The 20,370-nt window shown below is 50.4% G+C and carries 15 protein-coding genes and 1 pseudogene; 9 read left to right on the top strand and 7 right to left on the bottom strand.

All coding sequences use genetic code 11. From position 1 onward, the window contains the following. Positions 1-30: 30 nt before the first annotated feature. Positions 31-114, bottom strand: coding sequence for a stress response protein AzuC (gene azuC, locus ACOTXR_RS12780; RefSeq protein WP_014884364.1), 84 nt, complete (start codon positions 112-114; stop codon positions 31-33). A gap of 237 nt (positions 115-351) precedes the next feature. On the opposite strand from azuC, the gene yecR reads away from it, so the two are divergent. Beyond that, positions 352-690 carry a YecR family lipoprotein gene (yecR, locus tag ACOTXR_RS12775; protein ID WP_014884365.1) on the top strand — a complete coding sequence of 113 codons (339 nt, stop codon included), beginning with the start codon at positions 352-354 and terminating at the stop codon, positions 688-690. Between the two features lie 197 nt (positions 691-887). Further along, positions 888-1,385, top strand: a complete 498-nt coding sequence (gene ftnA, locus ACOTXR_RS12770) for a non-heme ferritin (protein WP_058690999.1) — start codon at positions 888-890, stop codon at positions 1,383-1,385. A gap of 36 nt (positions 1,386-1,421) precedes the next feature. Here ftnA and ACOTXR_RS12765 read toward each other — a convergent pair whose 3' ends face one another. Continuing rightward, on the bottom strand, positions 1,422-1,763 hold the full coding sequence (locus ACOTXR_RS12765) for a hypothetical protein (RefSeq protein WP_023330745.1): 342 nt from the start codon (positions 1,761-1,763) through the stop codon (positions 1,422-1,424). A gap of 231 nt (positions 1,764-1,994) precedes the next feature. On the opposite strand from ACOTXR_RS12765, the gene tyrP reads away from it, so the two are divergent. After that, positions 1,995-3,206, top strand: coding sequence for a tyrosine transporter TyrP (gene tyrP / locus ACOTXR_RS12760; protein ID WP_047344692.1), 1,212 nt, complete (start codon positions 1,995-1,997; stop codon positions 3,204-3,206). Between the two features lie 34 nt (positions 3,207-3,240). Here tyrP and ACOTXR_RS12755 read toward each other — a convergent pair whose 3' ends face one another. Then, positions 3,241-3,909, bottom strand: coding sequence for a YecA family protein (locus ACOTXR_RS12755; protein ID WP_014884369.1), 669 nt, complete (start codon positions 3,907-3,909; stop codon positions 3,241-3,243). A 413-nt stretch (positions 3,910-4,322) separates the two neighbouring features. Here ACOTXR_RS12755 and ACOTXR_RS12750 point away from each other — a divergent pair, with 413 nt between their 5' ends. From ACOTXR_RS12750 to ACOTXR_RS12725, 6 genes are all read left to right on the top strand, one after another. Next, the gene (locus ACOTXR_RS12750) at positions 4,323-5,444 is read left to right on the top strand and encodes a branched-chain amino acid ABC transporter substrate-binding protein (RefSeq protein WP_014884370.1); all 1,122 of its coding nucleotides are present in this window, start codon (positions 4,323-4,325) and stop codon (positions 5,442-5,444) included. A 99-nt stretch (positions 5,445-5,543) separates the two neighbouring features. Further along, positions 5,544-6,458: an ABC transporter permease subunit gene (locus ACOTXR_RS12745; protein WP_014884371.1), complete on the top strand. Its 915-nt coding sequence runs from the start codon at positions 5,544-5,546 to the stop codon at positions 6,456-6,458. Positions 6,459-6,469: 11 nt separating this feature from the next. Further along, entirely contained in the window at positions 6,470-7,744 is a 1,275-nt protein-coding gene (gene livM, locus ACOTXR_RS12740; protein ID WP_058691000.1) for a high-affinity branched-chain amino acid ABC transporter permease LivM, read from the top strand. After that, the gene (locus ACOTXR_RS12735) at positions 7,741-8,616 is read left to right on the top strand and encodes an ATP-binding cassette domain-containing protein (protein ID WP_014884373.1); all 876 of its coding nucleotides are present in this window, start codon (positions 7,741-7,743) and stop codon (positions 8,614-8,616) included. The genes livM and ACOTXR_RS12735 overlap by 4 nt, the downstream gene beginning before the upstream one ends. Next, positions 8,613-9,329: an ABC transporter ATP-binding protein gene (locus ACOTXR_RS12730; RefSeq protein ID WP_058691001.1), complete on the top strand. Its 717-nt coding sequence runs from the start codon at positions 8,613-8,615 to the stop codon at positions 9,327-9,329. Before ACOTXR_RS12735 ends, ACOTXR_RS12730 begins: the two co-directional genes overlap by 4 nt. 248 nt (positions 9,330-9,577) lie before the next feature. Beyond that, a complete protein-coding gene (locus ACOTXR_RS12725) occupies positions 9,578-10,039 on the top strand; it encodes an OB-fold protein (RefSeq protein ID WP_014884375.1) in 462 nt (153 codons plus the stop codon). Between the two features lie 813 nt (positions 10,040-10,852). Here ACOTXR_RS12725 and hhe read toward each other — a convergent pair. The 4 genes and pseudogenes from hhe to ACOTXR_RS12705 form a co-directional block, all read right to left on the bottom strand. Next, positions 10,853-16,588, bottom strand: a complete 5,736-nt coding sequence (gene hhe / locus ACOTXR_RS12720) for a DUF4011 domain-containing anti-phage protein Hhe (protein WP_222834563.1) — start codon at positions 16,586-16,588, stop codon at positions 10,853-10,855. Between the two features lie 186 nt (positions 16,589-16,774). Beyond that, positions 16,775-18,817, bottom strand: a complete 2,043-nt coding sequence (locus tag ACOTXR_RS12715; RefSeq protein ID WP_222834564.1) for a DUF262 domain-containing protein — start codon at positions 18,815-18,817, stop codon at positions 16,775-16,777. Further along, positions 18,810-20,261: a DUF262 domain-containing protein gene (locus ACOTXR_RS12710; RefSeq protein ID WP_000443938.1), complete on the bottom strand. Its 1,452-nt coding sequence runs from the start codon at positions 20,259-20,261 to the stop codon at positions 18,810-18,812. Before ACOTXR_RS12710 ends, ACOTXR_RS12715 begins: the two co-directional genes overlap by 8 nt. A gap of 39 nt (positions 20,262-20,300) precedes the next feature. After that, a pseudogene (locus ACOTXR_RS12705) lies at positions 20,301-20,370 on the bottom strand (IS1 family transposase); the annotation flags it as partial.

Below are 20,370 nucleotides of genomic sequence, written 5' to 3'. Positions count from 1 at the left end.
AAAAAAACCCGCCGAAGCAGGTTTTTTTTATCAGAACATGGCGCCCGGCGGCACGTCTTTAAAGGTGCGGCAGTAATTGGCCCACATACTTTTGAGAATTTTGCGCAGTTTCATTGTGATGCTCCATTAACTTGTCATACAGCTTTATCGTCAATGCGCCTATAATATGACCACCATCACAAAAATCAATGTTTTTGTGATGTGCGTCACAATTAAATTTACTGCAACACCTGTTAGCCAGCAAAACCGCGAACAAAATCAAAGAGAGAAGGCAGATCGTCCGGCTATTCCTGGCATTGGGCTACGTCTCTGCGGGTACGATAACGTATCTCCATCCACTCAGAGCGAACCATGAAAAGAGTCATCGTAGCCGGTACGATCCTGCTGCTCGCGGGATGCAGCGTTAACCGTCAGGCGGAAATCAGTAGCCTCGACGCACCAAACGGCATTGTCCGCCTCGATTACGGTCAGGCCGTGCTGCAAAATGCCTGGTCTGACGAATATGTAAATAACGGCACCGCAGTGAAAGCCTGCCAGGGTATGGGGTATGCCACCGCGTCTGCCTACGGGCAACCCGTCAAAACCTGTACGCTGATAAGCGGCTCTTTGTGTCTTAACGAAAGCGTGACCATTCAGTATAAATGCATGGGTTATGCCGTTAACCCTAAGTCAAATAATCCCTGGTATTAATCCAAGCTGCCAGCGTTTGCTGGCACTTTATTTAACTAAGAACAAAAACAATTCGCATTAATATAAAACCGACAATGCGTTTTATTCCCATTCGTATTTTGAAGTAATGAATATTTATTTTACGTTTTGCAAATAATTAAATAACAAATTATAGTGTCGCTCATTGTGAACCAGTAATAATAACCCGGAGCGTCACCATGCTGAAAACTGAAATGATCGACAAGCTCAATGCGCAAATGAACCTTGAGCTCTTTTCATCCCTTCTCTACCAGCAGATGAGCGCCTGGTGCAGCTACCACAGCTTTGAAGGTGCGGCCGCGTTTCTGCGTCGCCATGCGCAGGAAGAGATGACCCACATGCAGCGCCTGTTTGATTATCTGACCGGCACCGGCAGCCTGCCGCGCATTGAGACCGTGGCCTCGCCTTTTGCCGAGTATAATTCTCTCGATGAACTGTTCCGCGCCACCTACGAGCACGAACAGCTGATCACGCAGAAAATTAACGAACTGGTTCATGCGGCAATGACCAGCCAGGATTATCCAACCTTTAATTTCCTGCAATGGTACGTGGCAGAACAGCATGAAGAAGAGAAGCTGTTTAAATCCGTGCTGGATAAATTATCCCTGGTGGGTAAATCAGGTGAAGGTCTTTACTTTATTGATAAAGAACTTTCCACTCTCGATACACAGAATTAATTTCAACGCGGTGCGGGTTTCCTGCACCGCGTTAATTTACATACATCCTGCGCAGCTGGTACAGCGCCAGTCATGGGGATTGACGGCCTGATAAAAATAGCGGTAGCTGGCCGTCTCAAGCGGAATACCCACCTCGAAAAACAGGTCTGTCAGCCAGTCAACGTTTTCGATAATCCACTCATCTTCCTGTAAGCCTTGTGCAAAGGTTTCATCTTCAGGATCAATAACCGAATAGATTGCCCAGGTGCCCATATCCTTTTCGCGGCGGGACTCAGGCAGCGTCAGAGGCTGGTTCTGCCAGCTCATTATCCAGTGTCCATGGCACAACAGATTGCCTCCCCGGCTCCATGCCGCTTTAAATGGATTCTCCCCCGCCATAAAAAACCCTCACATTATTTTATTATTTGCACGAGTTGTTTACGTTACGCCTGAAATTTGCGCCGTGACATTGCTCTTATGAAGTAGGCATCGCCCCATTAAGGATCACAGCATGCCTAATCTGTAAATATTTTATTACACACCTTGTAACGGTGATTTGACGAATTACGGCTTTTCCCTTACTCTGCGCCGCAGAAATTGTCGCGATTCACCATCGTTGTAGAGGAAAGCGTGAGAAACAGAACCCTGGGAAGTATTTTTATCGTCGCCGGAACGACGATTGGCGCAGGAATGCTGGCAATGCCCCTGGCTGCTGCAGGTGTGGGATTCGGGATGACGCTGCTGCTTCTTGGCACACTCTGGGCGCTGATGTGTTACACCGCGCTGCTACTGCTTGAGGTTTACCAGCACGTGCCCGCCGACACCGGTCTGGGTTCACTGGCGGCGCGCTACCTGGGACGCTACGGTCAGTGGATAACCGGCTTTAGCATGATGTTCCTGATGTACGCCCTGACTGCCGCGTATATTAGCGGGGCCGGGGAGCTCATCGCCTCCAGCGTCAATGACTGGTTTGGCTCTGACATTACCCCGGCGACGGGGGCAATCTTCTTTGCGCTCATCGGCGGCGGCGTGGTCTGCGTGGGGACCTCGCTGGTCGATCTGTTCAATCGTTTTCTCTTCAGCGCCAAAATTCTGTTTCTGATTGTCATGCTGGTCCTGCTGGCACCGCATGTGCACAAGGTTAATCTGCTGACGTTGCCGCTGGAAAAAGGGCTCGCGCTTTCCGCTATCCCGGTGATTTTCACCTCGTTTGGCTTCCACGGCAGCGTACCGAGTATTGTCAGCTATATGAACGGTGATATTCGCAAGCTGCGCCGCGTGTTTGTTATCGGCAGCGCGATCCCGCTCATCGCCTATATTTTCTGGCAACTGGTGACGCTGGGCAGCATTGACTCTTCAACCTTTATTGGACTCATGGCGCAGCACGCTGGCCTGAATGGTTTTCTGCTGGCACTGCGCGAGGTCGTCACGTCTCCTCACGTGGAGCTGGCGGTCCACCTGTTTGCCGACCTGGCGCTGGCGACCTCGTTCCTGGGCGTGGCGCTCGGCCTGTTTGATTACCTGGCCGACCTGTTCCAGCGTCGCAATACGGTTAGCGGGCGGTTACAGACGGGGGTAATTACTTTCCTGCCGCCGCTCGCGTTTGCGCTGTTTTACCCACGCGGGTTTGTGATGGCGCTGGGTTACGCCGGCGTGGCGCTGTCGATCCTGGCGCTGTTACTCCCTTCCCTGCTGGCATGGAAGAGCCGCCAGCAGCATCCTCAGCAGGGGTACCGCGTGGCAGGAGGAAAACCGCTGCTGGGCATTGTGTTTAGCTGTGGGGTGGTGATTATTCTGGTGCAGGTATTGATTGCCGCCGGCATGTTGCCGGAAGTGGGTTAAATAAAAAAAGGGGCTATCTTTAGCCCCTTTTTTATCAATGCAAACAGCAGCTCTTAAACTTCTTCCCGCTGCCGCAAGGACACGGATCGTTACGCCCGACCTTCGTACCGTTCACAATCGGCTTCTTTGCTTCCGGCTGCTGCGGGTTATCTACCCAGTATTGATATAAACGCAGTGCCGCTGGCTGGATGCGCTCAATGCTGGCGATATAGTCTTCTTCGCTCAGTTCATCCAGCTTCTCGCTGTTCTCTTCCGTACCGTGCAGGGCAATCACCTCGAGATCGGCCTTCAGAGACTCCGGCAAGGCTGACCAGTCCGTCAACGCCACGCCGCGCATATAGCCATAGCACCACTCTTCCACCACGGTGTAGCTCTCACCGTCGACGTCGTTATATCCAAACATCGGCTCAAACTGGTCCGGGTATTCGCTCAGCCGCTCAGCAATGTCGTTCATATGCTTAAAGCAGAGATCGATAAAACGGTTCATTTCACGATCGTTTTTCCAGCGCGGAATGTATTTCTCCCCGCCCCACACGGCCACCAGCCAGGTATCTGGCTCAACGACAACAGGGCCGGAAAGCACTGCGGTAAGCATGCCGTCCAGTTCGGATACATCAATCACGGACGCATCGTCATGGCCGTAAGACATGAGAGTCTCTTCCAGCCATGCCATTTCGCTTTCATTTAATGGACCTTCCGTCATCGCGGACACTCCTGATAAAAAGGAAAAGATCCTAACACAGTTCTTACGCCGTTCCCGGCTGAAGTTTAGGTCTTTATTGCTGCAAAAGTGTGCAAATCGTGACCCTTGCACAACTTATGGGCTTTAATGTTAACGATATGTGATCTCCGCTGTAATTTCTTCTCCTGCCGCAGGGCGGCAGAACGCGGCGCTCTATACTCAAAGATGTCATAACCCCGTCAAGGGGTTAACCATTCTGGCAACGTTTTTGCTTGCTGTTCTTCGCGCGACGCTGCGCATGGAAACCTCGCCGTATCATGCAGGATGCCGTTCGTTTAGTGCATTTTGTTCTTGCCCGTGTTTTGGATTGGCTGCGCCCTGGGCGTTCAGGTTTACGCCGTGGTGCAAAAACCTCTTTGCTAAGGAACATAATAATGTCGCTGAAATTAATCAGAACTCCCCTGTCTCTTGTGTTAGCTGGTTGTCTGGTGACGGCGTTTTCCGCCCGGGCAGATATCGTGATTGGTGTCGCCGGGCCGTTTACGGGACCCAATGCCACCTATGGCGATCAGTACTGGCACGGCGCAACGCAGGCCGCTGAAGATATTAACGCTGCCGGCGGGATTAACGGTGAGAAAATCAAGCTGGTTCAGGGTGACGATGCGTGCGAGCCTAAACAGGCCGTGGCTGTCGCCAACCGCTTAGTCGACCAGGATAAAGTCAACGCCGTTGTCGGCCATTTCTGCTCCTCATCGACCATGCCCGCCTCTGAGGTGTATAGCGATGCGGGGATCATTTCCATTACCCCCGGCTCGACGAACCCGCTGATCACCGAACGCGGTATGAGCGATATGTTCCGCATGTGCGGCCGCGATGACCAGCAGGGCCAGGTTGCCAGCGACTTCATCATTGATAAGCTGAAAGCCAAACGCGTGGCGATCATTCATGATAAAGACACCTATGGGCAGGGGCTGGCAGACGCCACCAAAGCGGCACTGGCGAAACGCGGGGTCAAGGATGTGATGTACGAGGGGTTATCGCGCGGTGAAAAAGACTTTAACGCGCTGGTGACGAAGATTGGCGCGCAAAAACCGGACGTGGTGTTCTTCGGTGGCTGTCACCCGGAAGCCGGTCCGCTGGTTCGCCAGATGCGTGAACAGGGCGTGCAGGCGAAATTCTTCTCCGGCGACTGCATTGTTAATGAAGAGATGGTGACGGCGGCGGGCGGTCCACAGTATACCAACGGCATTTATATGACTTTCGGTAAAGATCCGCGCCTGATCCCGGACGGTAAAGCAGTAATTGAGAAATTCCGCGCCGCTAAATTCGAACCGGAAGGTTACACCCTCTACTCCTATGCTTCCGTGCAGGCCATTGCTGCTGCGTTTAAAGCCACGGGCGGCAAGGACTCCGCCAAAGCCAGCGAGTGGCTGAAAGCGAATACGGTCGACACGGTGATGGGTAAAAAAGCCTGGGACAGCAAGGGCGATCTGAAAGTCTCCGACTACGTGGTTTACCAGTGGGACGACAAAGGAAAATATAAGGAAGTGCAGTAACGGGACGGAATCACGCTCAACGTCGGCGGGCCTGCCTGCCGGCGCGTAATAAACATCAGGCTGCACACCACGTGCAGCCTATAAAACGAGCGCGCTAAGATGAGTACATTCTTCCTGCAGCAGTTAATCAATGGCTTAACGCTGGGCTCCGTCTACGGCCTCATCGCCATCGGCTACACCATGGTGTATGGCATTATCGGGATGATCAATTTCGCCCACGGCGAAGTGTATATGATTTCCGCTTACCTCTGCGCCATTGGCCTGGCGCTACTCTCTTTCTTCGGCCTGCAGTCATTCCCCCTGCTGATACTGGGAACGCTGGTATTCACCATTGTCGTTACGGGGGTGTACGGCTGGACCATCGAGCGTATTGCTTATAAGCCGTTGCGGAACTCTACGCGCCTGGCGCCGCTTATCTCTGCCATCGGGATGTCGCTTATCCTGCAAAACTACGCGCAGCTGAGCCAGGGGCCGCGCCAGCAAGGGGTGCCAACCATGCTCGACGGCGTACTTCGTCTGCATCTGGGCGAAGGTTTTGTGCAAATAACTTATACCAAAGTATTTATCCTGGTCGCCTCGTTTGCCGGCATGCTGGTGCTGACCTGGATAATCAACCATACCCGGCTGGGGCGGATGTGCCGCGCGGTACAGCAGGACCGTAAAATGGCCTCGATTCTGGGGATCAACACCGACCGGATTATCTCCCTGGTCTTTGTCATTGGTGCGGCCATGGCGGGCCTGGCAGGTGTGCTCATCACCATGAATTACGGCACCTTTGATTTCTACGTCGGGTTTGTGATTGGCATTAAGGCGTTTACCGCAGCGGTGCTCGGCGGGATTGGATCCCTGCCGGGCGCGATGCTCGGCGGGTTGATTCTGGGCGTCGCCGAGGCGCAATTTTCCGGCATGGTGAACTCCGATTATAAAGATGTGTTCTCGTTTGGCTTACTGGTCTTGATCCTGATTTTTCGCCCTCAGGGTCTGCTTGGCCGCCCGATTGTCGCCAAAGTGTGAAGGAGAATACGATGACCTCTCACGGCTTTTCGCTTAAGTGCTGTATTCTGGACGCCATTTTTTCTGGCTTGATTGCGTTAATCATTTTTGGCCCGATTGCCGGCGTGGTGCTGGACGGATACAGCTTTAACTTCGCCGGACAGCGACTCGCATGGATAGTCGGCATCGTTATGCTGGGTCGTTTTCTGCTGAGCGCTTTTTTAAGTACCGCCCCAGGCGCACGTTTCCAGGCACGTTTTGAAGCCGACAGCGCAGGTGTTTATGTCCGGCCACCGGAATACAAAAGCCGCATGCGCTGGATTATTCCCCTGGTGATTGCCGTTGCCATTTGCTTCCCGTTTGTCGCCACTAAATATGTGCTGACCGTCGCCATTCTCGGGCTGATCTACGTGCTTCTTGGGCTGGGGCTGAACATCGTCGTGGGTCTGGCGGGTTTGCTGGATCTGGGGTATGTCGCTTTCTATGCGATTGGTGCGTACGGACTGGCGCTGGGGTATCAGTATCTCGGCTTAGGCTTCTGGAGCATGCTGCCGCTGGCGGCCATTATGGCCGCTGCCGCGGGCGCCCTGCTCGGTTTTCCGGTACTGCGCATGCACGGTGACTATCTGGCCATTGTCACCCTCGGGTTCGGGGAGATCATTCGCCTGATCCTGAACAACTGGCTGACGTTCACCGGTGGGCCTAATGGCGTGTCGGCCCCTCCTCCTACCTTTTTCGGCCTTGAGTTTGGACGACGCGCAAAAGAAGGCGGCGTGCCTTTTCACGAGTTTTTCCACCTCACCTATAACCCGAACATGAAGTTTATCTTTATCTATACGGTGCTGTTTCTGGTGGTAATGCTGGTGCTCTATATCAAGCACCGCCTGACGCGGATGCCGATCGGCCGGGCGTGGGAAGCCCTGCGGGAAGACGAAATTGCCTGTCGCTCCATGGGGCTCAATCATGTGCTGGTCAAGCTTTCGGCCTTTACGCTGGGCGCATCGACTGCTGGCATCGCCGGGGTATTCTTCGCCACCTATCAGGGGTTCGTGAACCCGACATCGTTTACCTTCTTTGAATCCGCGCTGATCCTCGCCATTGTGGTACTGGGCGGCATGGGGTCTACGCTTGGCGTGGTGCTGGCTGCCTTTGTGCTGACGGTCACGCCGGAACTGCTGCGCAGTTTTGCCGAGTACCGGGTCCTGCTGTTTGGCATGCTGATGGTGGTGATGATGATCTGGCGTCCACGCGGTTTGATCCGCATTAACCGCAGCGGATTTGCCGTGCGTAAGGGCGTCGCGCCATGAACGAAACGATATTGCGCGTTGAACATCTGATGATGCACTTCGGCGGGATTAAGGCGCTAAACGACGTCAACCTGGACGTGCAGCGCGGTTCCATTACTGCCCTGATTGGGCCAAACGGGGCGGGAAAAACCACCGTATTTAACTGCCTGACAGGCTTCTACAGAGCCTCCGGCGGCAATATTTTATTTACCAGCCGCAATAAGACGACAAACGTCATTCAGGTACTCGGGCAAAAATTTCAGCCGGGTGACTGGATTAACCCCGCGCAGTTCGGGCAGCGTCTGTTCTATAAAATGTTTGGCGGAACCCACCTGGTCAACCGCGCCGGGCTGGCGCGCACCTTCCAGAACATCCGTCTGTTTCGCGAGATGTCGGTCGTGGAAAATCTGCTGGTCGCACAGCATATGCGCGTTAACCGTAATCTGCTCGCCGGGATCGTTAATTCCCCGGCCTACCGTCGGGCGGAAAGCGACGCCCTCGACAGAGCTTTCTACTGGCTGGAAGTGGTCGATCTGGTGGACTGTGCCAATCGCCTGGCGGGAGAGATGTCGTACGGTCAGCAGCGTCGCCTGGAGATCGCCCGGGCAATGTGTACCGGACCGGAGATGATCTGTCTCGACGAACCTGCCGCCGGGCTAAACCCGGTTGAAACGCATAAGCTGAGCAGCATTATTCGTTTTCTGCGGGATCATCATGACATCACGGTATTACTGATTGAGCATGACATGGGGATGGTGATGGAGATTTCGGACGATATTATCGTGCTCGACCACGGTGACGTGATTGCCAGGGGGAAACCTGCGCAGATCCAGCATGATGAAAAGGTCATTGCCGCCTATCTGGGCACGGATGAAAGCGAGGTCACCCTATGAGCGAACCGCTGCTGGCCTTCCGCGAGGTGGATGTATTTTACGGCGTGATTCAGGCGCTGAAACAGGTCTCACTTGAGGTGAATACAGGAGAAACCGTGGCGCTGATTGGCGCAAACGGCGCGGGTAAATCGACATTACTGATGTCCATCTTTGGCCAGCCGCGTATCCGCAACGGACAGATCCTTTATCGCGGCGAAGACATCAGCCATAAATCCACCCACTACGTCGCCTCCGGCGGCATTGCTCAGGCACCTGAAGGCAGACGTATCTTTCCGGATATGACCGTCGAAGAGAACCTGCTGATGGGGACCATCCCGATTGGCAACCAGTTTGCGGCCGAAGATATGCAAACGATGTTCGATCTGTTCCCTCGCCTGAAAGAACGGCGTAAACAGCGCGCGATGACCCTGTCCGGCGGAGAACAGCAAATGCTGGCTATTGCCCGGGCGCTGATGAGCCGTCCGACGCTGCTGTTGCTGGATGAGCCCAGCCTGGGCTTAGCCCCGATTGCGGTGAAACAGATTTTCCAGACGCTGCGCGAGCTGGCCCGCAACGGGATGACGATCTTCCTGGTGGAGCAGAATGCGCACCACGCGCTGAAGCTTTCCGATCGCGGGTATGTGATGGTTAACGGGCAGATCCGCCTGAGCGGCAGCGGCGAGGATCTGCTGGGCAATCAGGAGGTGAGGAAGGCGTATTTGGGTGGGGTGTGACGACACGATGTTCATGCACCATTGAACCAGCTTTATACTGTAACATCGGCAATTCAGCGGCATTTCATGACGTTTATCGCTGCACTTATCCTCCTTTAAGCCACAACAATGCTTTCACTGAAACAGGATAAAAGAATTTACTCGCGTAAATTCTTTTTATAGGCAATAAGCGTCCTTATGCGATAAAGTAATAAGGTGAAATTATCACATTATTTTCGCAGCAAAACTATTAGCTAACAGGTGATTTCATGAAGAAATTTATTAAATGGATTTTTTATATCTTTATTGCTTTGATGATTCTGGGATATATCGTCGGTAAAAACGACAAATCGGAAGCAGGCGCGACTTCGTCTTCTGCACCAGTTGCGGATACGCAGAAGTCAGTACCGCAAAAAGAAGTGTTTACGACCTCCGCAAAACAGCTTTTTAAAGCTTATGAAGAGAATGAAGTCGCAACCGATGAAAACATGAAAGGTAAGCTCATCTCAGTCAACGGGGTTGTTCAGTCCATTGATAAAGATTTTACAGACTCAATTATCATCGGCTTACAAACAGACAATCAGTTCATGCCTGCACGAATGGAGATGGAAAACTCAGAAAAGGCTACTGCCGTAGCATTGAAAAAAGGACAGCAGGTCACTGTGATTTGTAAAAAAATGATCCGAGTAATGGGTGCACCTTCTGGGCGAGATTGTATATTCGCAAAATAACGAATCGGGAGGGTTACCCTCCCATTCCATTCTTCCGAACACCTGCTGTCGCCCACATCATGCCATTCACCAATACCTGACATGCTTATATAATCCCCCTTATTCCACACACCAACTCCGTTGCAGTATCGGGGCAACATAACAATATGTTGACGCAATGATGTAATCGGTAAGCTGTACTTGCGAAAAGTGGGAATAATGGGAGAGTGAAATTAGAAAATAAAAAAACCACCTTTCGGTGGTTTATACGACACTGCTTATTGCTTTGATTATTCTTTGTTTCCCATGGTAGCCGGAGTGGGACTTGAACCCACACAGCGCGAACGCCGAGGGATTTTAAATTCTACGTAGGATCAATGAGTTACATAGCAGTGCATTGCGAAACTTTGCTGACGTTGAATGGTCGTCTTTGCAACCACTGGCAGAAAATGGATAGCCGTAGATTGCGTTGAGCACAGAAACAGCACAGGGTAATCGTCTACCTGGTCCTGTAAAGGAGGTTGTTGCCACACAAGCTAAAGCGCTTGACCTGCCCCCAGTATTCGGTACAACTGTCAGTTAGTAATGGACTGACCCCACCCCGGTAGACGATCCTGCCCTATAGTTTGAGTATAGGGGGAGCATATGGGCACACCACGGTCAATCAACCAATGACTGAGCAAATCAGGCTCAACATTACGGTTGTTAGGACGCGTGTGCCAATCGCCTAGATAACGATAGCCCAATTCCTCAATAAAAAACCTGACTACGCGCTGTTGAGTTGCGCGTTCACGTTGTCCGACAGTTGTCACTGTTCTTATTACCTTTAACTATTTATGCCAATTCAGACTCAAACGCTGCATCATTCGCTTCAGCCTCTGCGCCATCAATTAATGCCAAGACTCGGTCAAGAAAGCGTTGCGCTTCGTATACATCTGTTGCTTGCCGCAGATAATGAGGTATTCGTTCAACAAACTCGGAACGTGATAAAGGCTGATGTTCCAGCAAAGCCTCAAGCATTGCGGGCCGCAACAAACGACGATCAGCATCAACATTAGGAAGCTCAACCTCAATGACATGTGTGGCAAAATACTTAAGTTGCTCCTTAAGCCCCAAATTGGGCATAAGAGAATCAATTGAGTCAGACGCCACTTCAGCGCTTGACTCAATCGTTTCTACATATTCATAGGAAGGTACAACAACGTCTGGAGCCAATGTTTTAAGCTCATGGAGTTTACGGATAATCGGAGATAGAACCTCATCAGGATTACTGAACCAATCAGTGGACCAAATGCGGCTAATTCTCCAACCCAAACGCTCCAGAACCTCTTGACGCAAACGGTCACGATCACGAGCAGATTTAGCTGAGTGATAAGCCGCACCATCACACTCTATGCCCATTAAGTAACGGCCAGGACAACCTGGATCTTTCACAGCTAGATCAATAAAGAATCCTGCAACCCCTACCTGAGGTTCACACTCAAACCCAGCGTGATTGAGTGCTTCCATTACAGCAACCTCAAAGTCACTATCTGGAGCCCTGCCGGTATGCGTTGTGAGGGAATCTAGTTTGCCACTTTCGGCAAACTGTAAAAAACCTTTCAACGAAATAACACCAAGTTTACTGGTTTCACTCGTCAATACATCTTCAGAACGCATTGAACTAAACACATGCATCCGTTTTTTTGATCGAGTGAAAAGCACATTCAAGCGACGCCAGCCAACATCGGAATTGATAGGTCCAAAGCGTTGATAAACCTTTCCACCATGCTCAGAAGGTCCATAGGTAAAGGAAATAAAGATTACATCACGCTCATCCCCTTGAACGTTCTCAAGGTTTTTCACAAAAAGTGGCTCTTCCATGGCATATAAGCCATCGATTGCATCGTTAAATTCAGGGCGATTTCGGCGCAATTCATCGATAGCGCGCTCAATTTGATCGCGTTGCTTGGAACTCATGGCCACTACCCCGAGTGACTCACCCGGCCGGTGTTGCGCATGATGAAGTACGGCCTCAGCAACTGCTTGGGCTTCTTCAATATTGTGTTGATTGGAGAACCGACCTTTTGACACATAGGTAAATTTAATCCCATACTCTGGAGACTCAGCATTTGGGGAAGGGAATATCACCAAATCACTGTTATAAAAATGGCGGTTAGAGTATGCAATCAACTTTTCATGTCGTGAACGATAGTGCCAACGCAAACGTCTCATAGGAAACAGTGGCAAAGCAGCATCCAAAATGCTGTCAGTATCACTTAAAGCCGCGGCATCATCGTCATCTTCTCCGTCGGCACTTCGATCAAAGAAACTGGTTGGTGGTAGCTGTTTCGGGTCACCAACGACCACTAGTTGCTTGCCCCTCGCGATGACACCCAATGCATCCTCTGGCTTCACCTGAGACGCTTCGTCCATCACCACCAGATCAAATTCCATTCGTCCAGGTTCTAGGTAATGAGCTGCTGACATTGGCCCCATCATGAAACAAGGTTTAATTGCAACCAGCGCATTACATGCACGGTTAACCAATTGCCTAATTGGAATATGTCTGGTTTTTTTACCCAACTCATTTTTGATCAAAGCTAGTTCTGTATATTCACTTTTCTTACCACCAGAATTCCCTTCTGGTATATTTCGGCAAGCAATTTTTGCTGCAATCCGCTGACGTTGTAATTCAATCAGTTTTTTGTCGTAATCTTTAAATGACTTCTGCAAAGCATTGCGCTGTGAGCCGGAAACTCTCATCAATTCAGGGTGGATGTGAATAACCTCCCGCGCCAGCTGGTCATGAATTGCTAATGCTAAACCCAATTCAACTTTTTCAATCGGGAGCGAGCCCGCAAGTACAGCACTCCAGATTCGCTGCAATCCATTTTCATGCATCTGCTCGTAACAACGAATAAAGTTAACCCACCCGTTCAACCAACGGGGTTGCTGTATTGCTCTTTCGTTGCGCTCGATTAATGTATTAAGAGAACCATCAGTCGACTTGAGCCACTGACTCCGCTCTAACTTTGTTTCTAGCGCATATAACTCAGCATTTTTAATCTGTTCATTCCATTTCGAAACTATTTCCCCACCATCACGACATAGTAAATCGTAATCACTACCACTAGCCAAATGTCTGATCTGGGTAGCCAAGGATACGCAATTTATCTTATCAACCAGTTGCTCGGCAAAATTCAGCGTGTCGTTAATAGTGTCTAACGTCAGTTGATTATTTTTATACGCACCGCAAGCCAATGGGGTTAATTGTAAAAACGCCCCTAACTGTAACGAGTCATTTTCAAGGGATATCTGAAGATCGTTTATGTTTTGCAAAATCTCGGAGGAATGAGTCATCTGCTCTAATGATATATCTGGATTGATAAACCATCCCTGCAAGGCAATGAGAGTATTCCGCACCTGTCGGTAAGATTGCATCAATACACCTTGCTCACCTAACCAAGATGCATGTTCTTCCAACAAGCTAGAAATACGCGGTAATAACTTAGCCTCGTGCTCGACCTGTTTAACCAAAGTCATTAATCTTGAGCTAATCTGCGATTTCTCGATTAAATGCACACCTTTGATAATCTCACCATCTAGGTTAAATAATCCAGAGCCTATCGGAACTCGCTTTCCAAAACCTATCCCGTAACAAGCTCGGACCTTCTTGTACCAATCACGCAATAACATGAGTTGTTCACAGTCGGTGTCCAACCCTCGGAATGCATTACCAAGTTGATTACCAAAGTCACTTTGTTCAAACCGTTGTAACAGCTCCGAATACTTGAGCAAATCAGCTGAGCAGCGTTTTAACTCAGCAAACTTAGTGTCAGGCTTACGAGATTGCGCCATGAGCAGTGCCTTGGCACTACGCCAATCACTCTTAAACCATGCAAATAATCCCCCTTGCTGGATAACAGCAACGGCATGCGCGAGCATCTCTTGGGAAGGCAACTGGTCCAATTGATACAAAGTAGATAGACCATCTCTTAAAGGACGCAATGTTTCGATTTGACACATTAAGTCGCGCAATACTGCATCGATATCATCATCATCAAAAAGAGGATCTCGAACTCTAATAAGCTCAGTCGGTAAAGCACCCAGAATCGACAACAACTCAGAGCAGAATAGCAATCCAGCTTGCGAATCATCGATATACGAAGCAATACCATCTGGCAAAGCATTTTTGAAATCGTTTAATTGCGCATAAATAGATGATAACTCATCATGAATTGATTGGATGGATTCAAGCCACCTGACCAAATCACGTAAAGTGAAATCCTCTGCTGCACCATATTTTTCCAGCTCTTCACGAGGAAAGTCACACGATTGTCCTTGTTCTAAAAGTCGTAGCTTTTGAGGCTCGATAACCTGGCTCAAGGCCACATAATGACCTTGTAGCAACTCGAACCTATATAAATAGTGACGCACCCGTGCAATGGCATCGGGTGAATCTAGCTCACTAAGTGCTGGGAAATGCTCTGAACCACACAACACTGGAAGATTCGACTGATCTTCTACCAATTGCTCAATATATTGAAGCGTATTAAGGCTTTCGCCTTCTAACGCCCACTTATCTACATATTCTTGATAGCTATGTTGAAAGTCGATAATTGATGTCTGCCAAGTTTGTAGCAAATCGACTATACGAGCGCTGTCAAACAATTGAATTTGTGTGTTATTCACACCGCTCCAAGGGTGCTCATATATTTCTGCATTAGCCCCCACCTGCTCACGAACCTCTTTGTAGATGCGGCTAAACTCTACTATTTGGTCACGCAGCCGTAATTGGGTCACTTTATCCAACTGCTTCCCGGAAAGGTTTTCGATATGAAGTGCTGTTGCATCAATATCTAATTTGTGACGATAACGGGTTGCACCACTCAAAATCTGATGGATCGTTTTGCCTGTTTGCGCCCATTGGTTATTGATCAATGCGGCATATTCATTGAGCTGCTGCTTAAGATCTTCATAACGCAAAATCTGAGCATCAATCTCTTCCATAGTAGGCATGGTCGCCTGACTCACCAAGCGAGCATTAATATCATCCAGCACCTTGCGCTTATGAGTTTTATGACTGTGCAACTCTAAGCAAAATTGACCTAGCCCCGCACGATCCAAGCGACGTTTGACGACCTCCAGTGCAGCCATCTTCTCTGCCACAAACAGGACTTTCTTACCGTTGAGCAGAGCTGCTGCAATCAAGTTGGTGATCGTTTGTGATTTGCCACTACCAGGAGGGCCCTCAATGACTAAGTTTTGACCACGGATAGCATCGATCAACGCACTGTGCTGCGAGCTATCCGCATCATCGATTAGTGGAACCTTGTCATGAATATCAGGGTAACTATCGATGCAGTACTCATGCTGACCGAAGCCACCAGGTAAGCCGGAATTCTCTTGACCACAGCTCTGACTGGTGAAAAAGCGACGAATTACTTCATGAGACAATATATTGCGCTTGTCACAAGGCCAGCGGGCAGGATCGAGGTCAAGATACATCATCATCTTGCCAAAATTGAGCAAGCTAAGTGCACCATAACGTTTCACAGACCATTTAGGTTTGTGCTGCTCTACAACCTTCTTCACCGAAGCAAAATAAGACTCTGGAGTTTCCTCTTCATTGAACAAAGGAAGAGCGAGGCCAAAGTCAGCCTGAAGTTTTTCCTTCAAAGAGAGATTGGGCAAAATATCTTCACCCGTGTAATAAAGTTGAAACTTGTAAAGACCATCCTTCGGATCTAATTTTCCTCGTTCACATCTCACCGGAATTGTAAATAACGGTGCATAACGTGCCTTTTCAGAGGAATCGCTTTCATACCACTCAAGGAACCCTAACGCCAAATACAAGATGTTGGCGCCACTCTCCTCCAAAGCAGTTTGAGCCTTACCATAGATGGCGCGCAAACAAGCTTCCAGTTCATTTGGATAAAGCAGAGCCTGTATCCGATTATCGTCATGAGAGGGATTGGAAGAAGATATACTAATCTCATTCCCAGCCTTTGCTTGTCGTTCAAAATCCTCAAGCCCTTCATAGCCTGCTAAGCAGCACGCCTCCTTCAACGCTGACAAAGCTATACCTTGATTAACGTATTCAGAACGAATCCCTGTTAATTTTCCATTCTGGCCTTGGGCATATTGCAAGATAAACTGATGGGCTTTTTCCAGCAACTCTCTATCTGAATCAGAAACAACCGTTTTATGGCTATCTGGTAAATCAAAATCTGTACGGATTCCTAAGACGTGCGCCCAATCCTTAGCGCTAGGATGAGCTCTTAACTGTATATCTTTACCATCTGGCCCAACTTTGAGATAGCCATGCTCTAACAGCTGCGCTCTAGTTGGATCGGGCACAGGAGCAAATTCCATCGGGATTTCCGAGCAAAGGGTTTCATAAAGCTGTTCTGGTAATTCATCAACAATACGTAGTGAAGACCCTTTTTGAGTGATAGGGAAATTCAAAAGTCGATTTCGAGACGTAAGGTCCAATAACTTCTTACGCATAGCCTCGAGGGAAGTCAGAATAAAATCTGAGCCTCCTTGATTGAGTTCCTCTGCTGTAGAGGTATCTACAGTCGACATAATGTTCTCCATTTCTTAGGGTCCACAAGTAAAACGTTTTATGCTGATGCATCACAAAAAGACCGCAGTAAACTGCTGCAAAGAAGAGGAGATTTTTAGTCTCCCCTTCTTTATCAATCAGATCATACAATCAACTTAACGCCCATTAGTTGATAGCAGCCAAATTTCATAAACAGATTCAATCCGTTATTGCTGAATTTGATTGGATAGTAAGACCTGCAACATATCTTGTTGATGCACAGCTATCTCATCTTCCAGCCAACGACCTTTATCTTTCATCAGCCGAATCATAGCAAGCAATTTAAGACTATCAGTCTGGTTATTGGCAAGGCTTGCTTCAAAGTGCTCCTGCTTCTGTTGCGGCTGGAAGTTACTCAAGCGCGAGTTCTTGCTGTGGCTGATAAGGCAAAGGTTGCCAAACGAATGGAGTGCACTCTGCTCAACCGGTTTATAGCCATCCATCGGATGCTGGGGTGAGAAGTGCTCCACCGAGCTGCGGAAAGTGAACTCAAAGGGGCCAGCAACTTTGTCGCTATTCCGATCTCGTACCCACAGCAGATAGTCGAGGAAGTTGAAGACAAAGTTGTTCTCGATATGACCGAAGCGAAGTTTGGATGTAATCACCTTGTGCCAACTCTCATCCACATTCATGGCGGGCAACAGGGCGTTATCAAGGTAGAGCATCTGGTAATAGGAAGCCCCTTCACCAGGCGCCAAAAAGCGCTGGAAGACAAAGCGGCGAGCCTGACTCTCCAGATAGGACAGATAAGCCCCGGCATCCACCGGTTGATCAGGGTGACAATTGTCGAACAGATATCTCAGTGCACCATTCAGCCAATGTTTGTAAACCAGGGTCGGGGTCGACACATGAAACGCCGACAGCAACATCAGGACCCGCCGGTTAACACCAGAGAAACCATTCTCATTTTCATCCTTGTCAAAGGTATTGATGTAACTGACGCTCTTTTCCGAATACCAGTGCAGCCGCTTCAGACTCCAACTATCCTTGCCATCGGCAAACTCGCGCTTGATGATGAACTGATCAAACAGATACTTGCTCTTTAACAGGCCATAGATAAAACGCTGAACTGCCGCTACTGGATCCGGTTGCCTTATCACTCGCAGCTCAAACTGATCGACCAGTTGTTTATCATCAAGCGGCACCCCCTCCGTATCACCCGGGTCGCGGCTCACGAGTCGCAGCACATGGAGCAAGAAGTTGGAGAAGTTGATGACGCTGTTAAAGCGCTCGGAGCCTGCGCTCTCCTCCTCCACCGTCTGCTCACCATCAAGCTTGTCATCCTGCAAAATGGCCAACAAGGTGCGCCCTTGGCTACCGGCAGCTGCACGGCTTTTATCGGCAGCGTCGGCCGTGTTTGGGGATCCTAGCAGATCAAGCAGATGGGCAAAATCACGGGGCACAAACTGACCCCAGTCGCTCTCACCAAACAGACGGTGGCGCTCTTGCGGGGTAAAGCCGTACTGGATATAGCGCTCCATATTGGCGCAGGCATCCCATACCCGGGTCAGGATATGAATACTTTGGCGACGATGCTCTTCCTCGGGTATCTGGTTCAGCGTCTCCATCAGCCGCGCCTTGATCACTTCATGCTTTTCCAACTGCTCGCCGCGATTGTTCATCGCCTCGAAGAAGTGATTGAGATCGGTATCCTTGGGTACTTCGATACGAGAGATCTGCACATGCTTGAAGAGGTAGTCGCAAAAGGCCGTCAGTTTAGCCTCTACCAAACCAAGATCCGCCATTGCCTTGCCAATCAGCTCAAAACCGTTCACCAAACCTTCATTGAAGGTACTCCCCCGCAAATCGTAGGGGGCAACACCCTGCCATAAGCGCTCGAAGGTATGGCTCGATATCGGGCGACTCTCAAAAGCGAGGTTGATGGTCTGATACCAGCTCATATCCACCGAATCTATCGCGTGATGTTTGAGCCAATTGGCCAGCAGAGAGAGGGTAGTAAAGCGCTGCTGGCCATCGATTACCTCGAAACTGCCATCGTCCCGGGCAAACACCACCAGGGTGCCGATATAGTAGGTTTGCGGCCCCTTACCACTGACCAATTTTTGCTGATAATCCAGCACATCCTGCAGCAGCTGGGTGATCTCTCCCTCACCCCAGGCATAGTTGCGCTGGTACATGGGCACCAGATAGCGGGCGCGATCTTCAAGCAGTGCACGAATGGAAAAGGGGCGAACGCCTGCATCATTCATAATATTTCATCTCCCGAAACAGCCCGACCAGCTCATCTTCGGCACCATTGCGATTGTTCTTGTTCTCTCGACTGCTCATGCTAGGCAAAGGGAAGCCGTGCAGATCTCCCGGCAGACGAGCATCACGAATGGCACGGATCAGATTGTGCTCCAGCACATAGTTATCCATGGTTGCCAACTGCACTACCTGCTGGCGGATGCGGCAGCGATAGGCCCAGATAAAGCACTTCTCGATGGCCAGTGACAGCCCTTGGCTGCCGAACTTGTCGATATAGAAGATCAGGGCGCAGTCGAACATGGCCCGCACATAACGATCCCCGGTGCGGTGGCGACGCTCGTAGCTGCCCAGGGTCGATAGCACCTTGCTGGCCATCGGTGTCAGCGTTTCGCCGAGCAGGGTGGCAGATTGCGCCTTGCCGGAATCAGACTCCTCGGCCACGATGGCGGCCACCCGCGTCTGGTAGTACTCGGCCATCTCGAAAAAGCGCCGACCATTGATGATCATCTGGTCGAGATGAAAGGGAAACGTCATGTACTGGCCGTCAATCTTGCGCTGGTACTGGCTGTTGTACTCATCGACAAAGTGGTGGGCGATGCGCAGCGACTCCACGTAAGGATAATGCCCTACCCGATCTAGGTTGACCCCCTTGAAGAGATCCACCTCCCCCTTGCCAAAGTAGCGGGCCGACTTGCCCTCGGCCCACTGGCGTACCCGATAGAGATAGAGGGCGAACAGATTGGCCAGCTCGTCGCTTGGCAGGCGCTCCCAATGGGCGACCGCCTCGGCCTTGAGATTGGCCTCATGACCGGCAAACTCGCGCAGGTGAAATGCCTTGAGCAGATCGTGAGGAGCCAGATCGCGCCCCCGGGCATTTTGCGAATCGAAGAACTGGAACGCCTCCGAGATATCCTGCAGTACAAAGCAGACCACCTGACAGCGGTTGAGCAGAAAGTCAATTTGCTGCTCGTCAAACTCAGGGCGGGCCACCAGCCGACGCAACTCCAGATAGTTGCGTCTGAGGTTGAACTCCGAATCCCGGCTGGGGAAGCGCTGGCGCTGCATAAACGCATCGATAGGTCCACGCAAGACCTGCAATTGCTCACGCAGATCCTGACGTTGAAACCGGATACTCTTCTCTTTGCCACTGCGATTTTCGTTATCCAGCACCTCGATCAGCGCCTTGACGGTCAACATCAGGGTCAGGGTGCGTTGCTGACCATCGACGATATCAAGCATCTCGCCCTGCTCACTATCGGTGTGCTGATGAAATACCACCGAGCCCAGCCGGTAGGCGCTCTTGTCCTGATGGGTTGCCAAATCGGTAAAGAGATCCGAGATATTCTTGGAGCCCCAGCGGTAAGGTCGCTGATAGCTTGGGATGGCCAGTTGGGGAATGGCCAGCAACTGGCGTACCGACTGCACTTGATTATTAATGCTCTCCATCATGTCTCCTGCGGTATGAAGTGGTCAACAAAAACTGGCCAGCGTCGCCATAGTGCGTTCACCGAATACGTGCGCAACAACCGTCTTCCGGAGCCTGTCATACGCGTAA

This window comes from Enterobacter cloacae complex sp. IR53030 (assembly GCF_049238365.1).
Classification (GTDB): Bacteria; Pseudomonadota; Gammaproteobacteria; order Enterobacterales; family Enterobacteriaceae; genus Enterobacter; species Enterobacter kobei.
This window is presented reverse-complemented; position numbering and strand designations above follow the sequence as displayed.

Excerpts from the sequence above, each read along its gene's own strand:
- azuC (WP_014884364.1), bottom strand. The coding sequence starts at position 114 with ATGAAACTGCGCAAAATTCTCAAAAGTATGTGGGCCAATTACTGCCGC.
- yecR (WP_014884365.1), top strand. The coding sequence starts at position 352 with ATGAAAAGAGTCATCGTAGCCGGTACGATCCTGCTGCTCGCGGGATGC.
- ftnA (WP_058690999.1), top strand. The coding sequence starts at position 888 with ATGCTGAAAACTGAAATGATCGACAAGCTCAATGCGCAAATGAACCTT.
- ACOTXR_RS12765 (WP_023330745.1), bottom strand. The coding sequence starts at position 1,763 with ATGGCGGGGGAGAATCCATTTAAAGCGGCATGGAGCCGGGGAGGCAAT.
- ACOTXR_RS12755 (WP_014884369.1), bottom strand. The coding sequence starts at position 3,909 with ATGACGGAAGGTCCATTAAATGAAAGCGAAATGGCATGGCTGGAAGAG.
- ACOTXR_RS12750 (WP_014884370.1), top strand. The coding sequence starts at position 4,323 with ATGTCGCTGAAATTAATCAGAACTCCCCTGTCTCTTGTGTTAGCTGGT.
- ACOTXR_RS12745 (WP_014884371.1), top strand. The coding sequence starts at position 5,544 with ATGAGTACATTCTTCCTGCAGCAGTTAATCAATGGCTTAACGCTGGGC.
- livM (WP_058691000.1), top strand. The coding sequence starts at position 6,470 with ATGACCTCTCACGGCTTTTCGCTTAAGTGCTGTATTCTGGACGCCATT.
- ACOTXR_RS12735 (WP_014884373.1), top strand. The coding sequence starts at position 7,741 with ATGAACGAAACGATATTGCGCGTTGAACATCTGATGATGCACTTCGGC.
- ACOTXR_RS12730 (WP_058691001.1), top strand. The coding sequence starts at position 8,613 with ATGAGCGAACCGCTGCTGGCCTTCCGCGAGGTGGATGTATTTTACGGC.
- ACOTXR_RS12725 (WP_014884375.1), top strand. The coding sequence starts at position 9,578 with ATGAAGAAATTTATTAAATGGATTTTTTATATCTTTATTGCTTTGATG.
- hhe (WP_222834563.1), bottom strand. The coding sequence starts at position 16,588 with ATGTCGACTGTAGATACCTCTACAGCAGAGGAACTCAATCAAGGAGGC.
- ACOTXR_RS12715 (WP_222834564.1), bottom strand. The coding sequence starts at position 18,817 with ATGAATGATGCAGGCGTTCGCCCCTTTTCCATTCGTGCACTGCTTGAA.
- ACOTXR_RS12710 (WP_000443938.1), bottom strand. The coding sequence starts at position 20,261 with ATGGAGAGCATTAATAATCAAGTGCAGTCGGTACGCCAGTTGCTGGCC.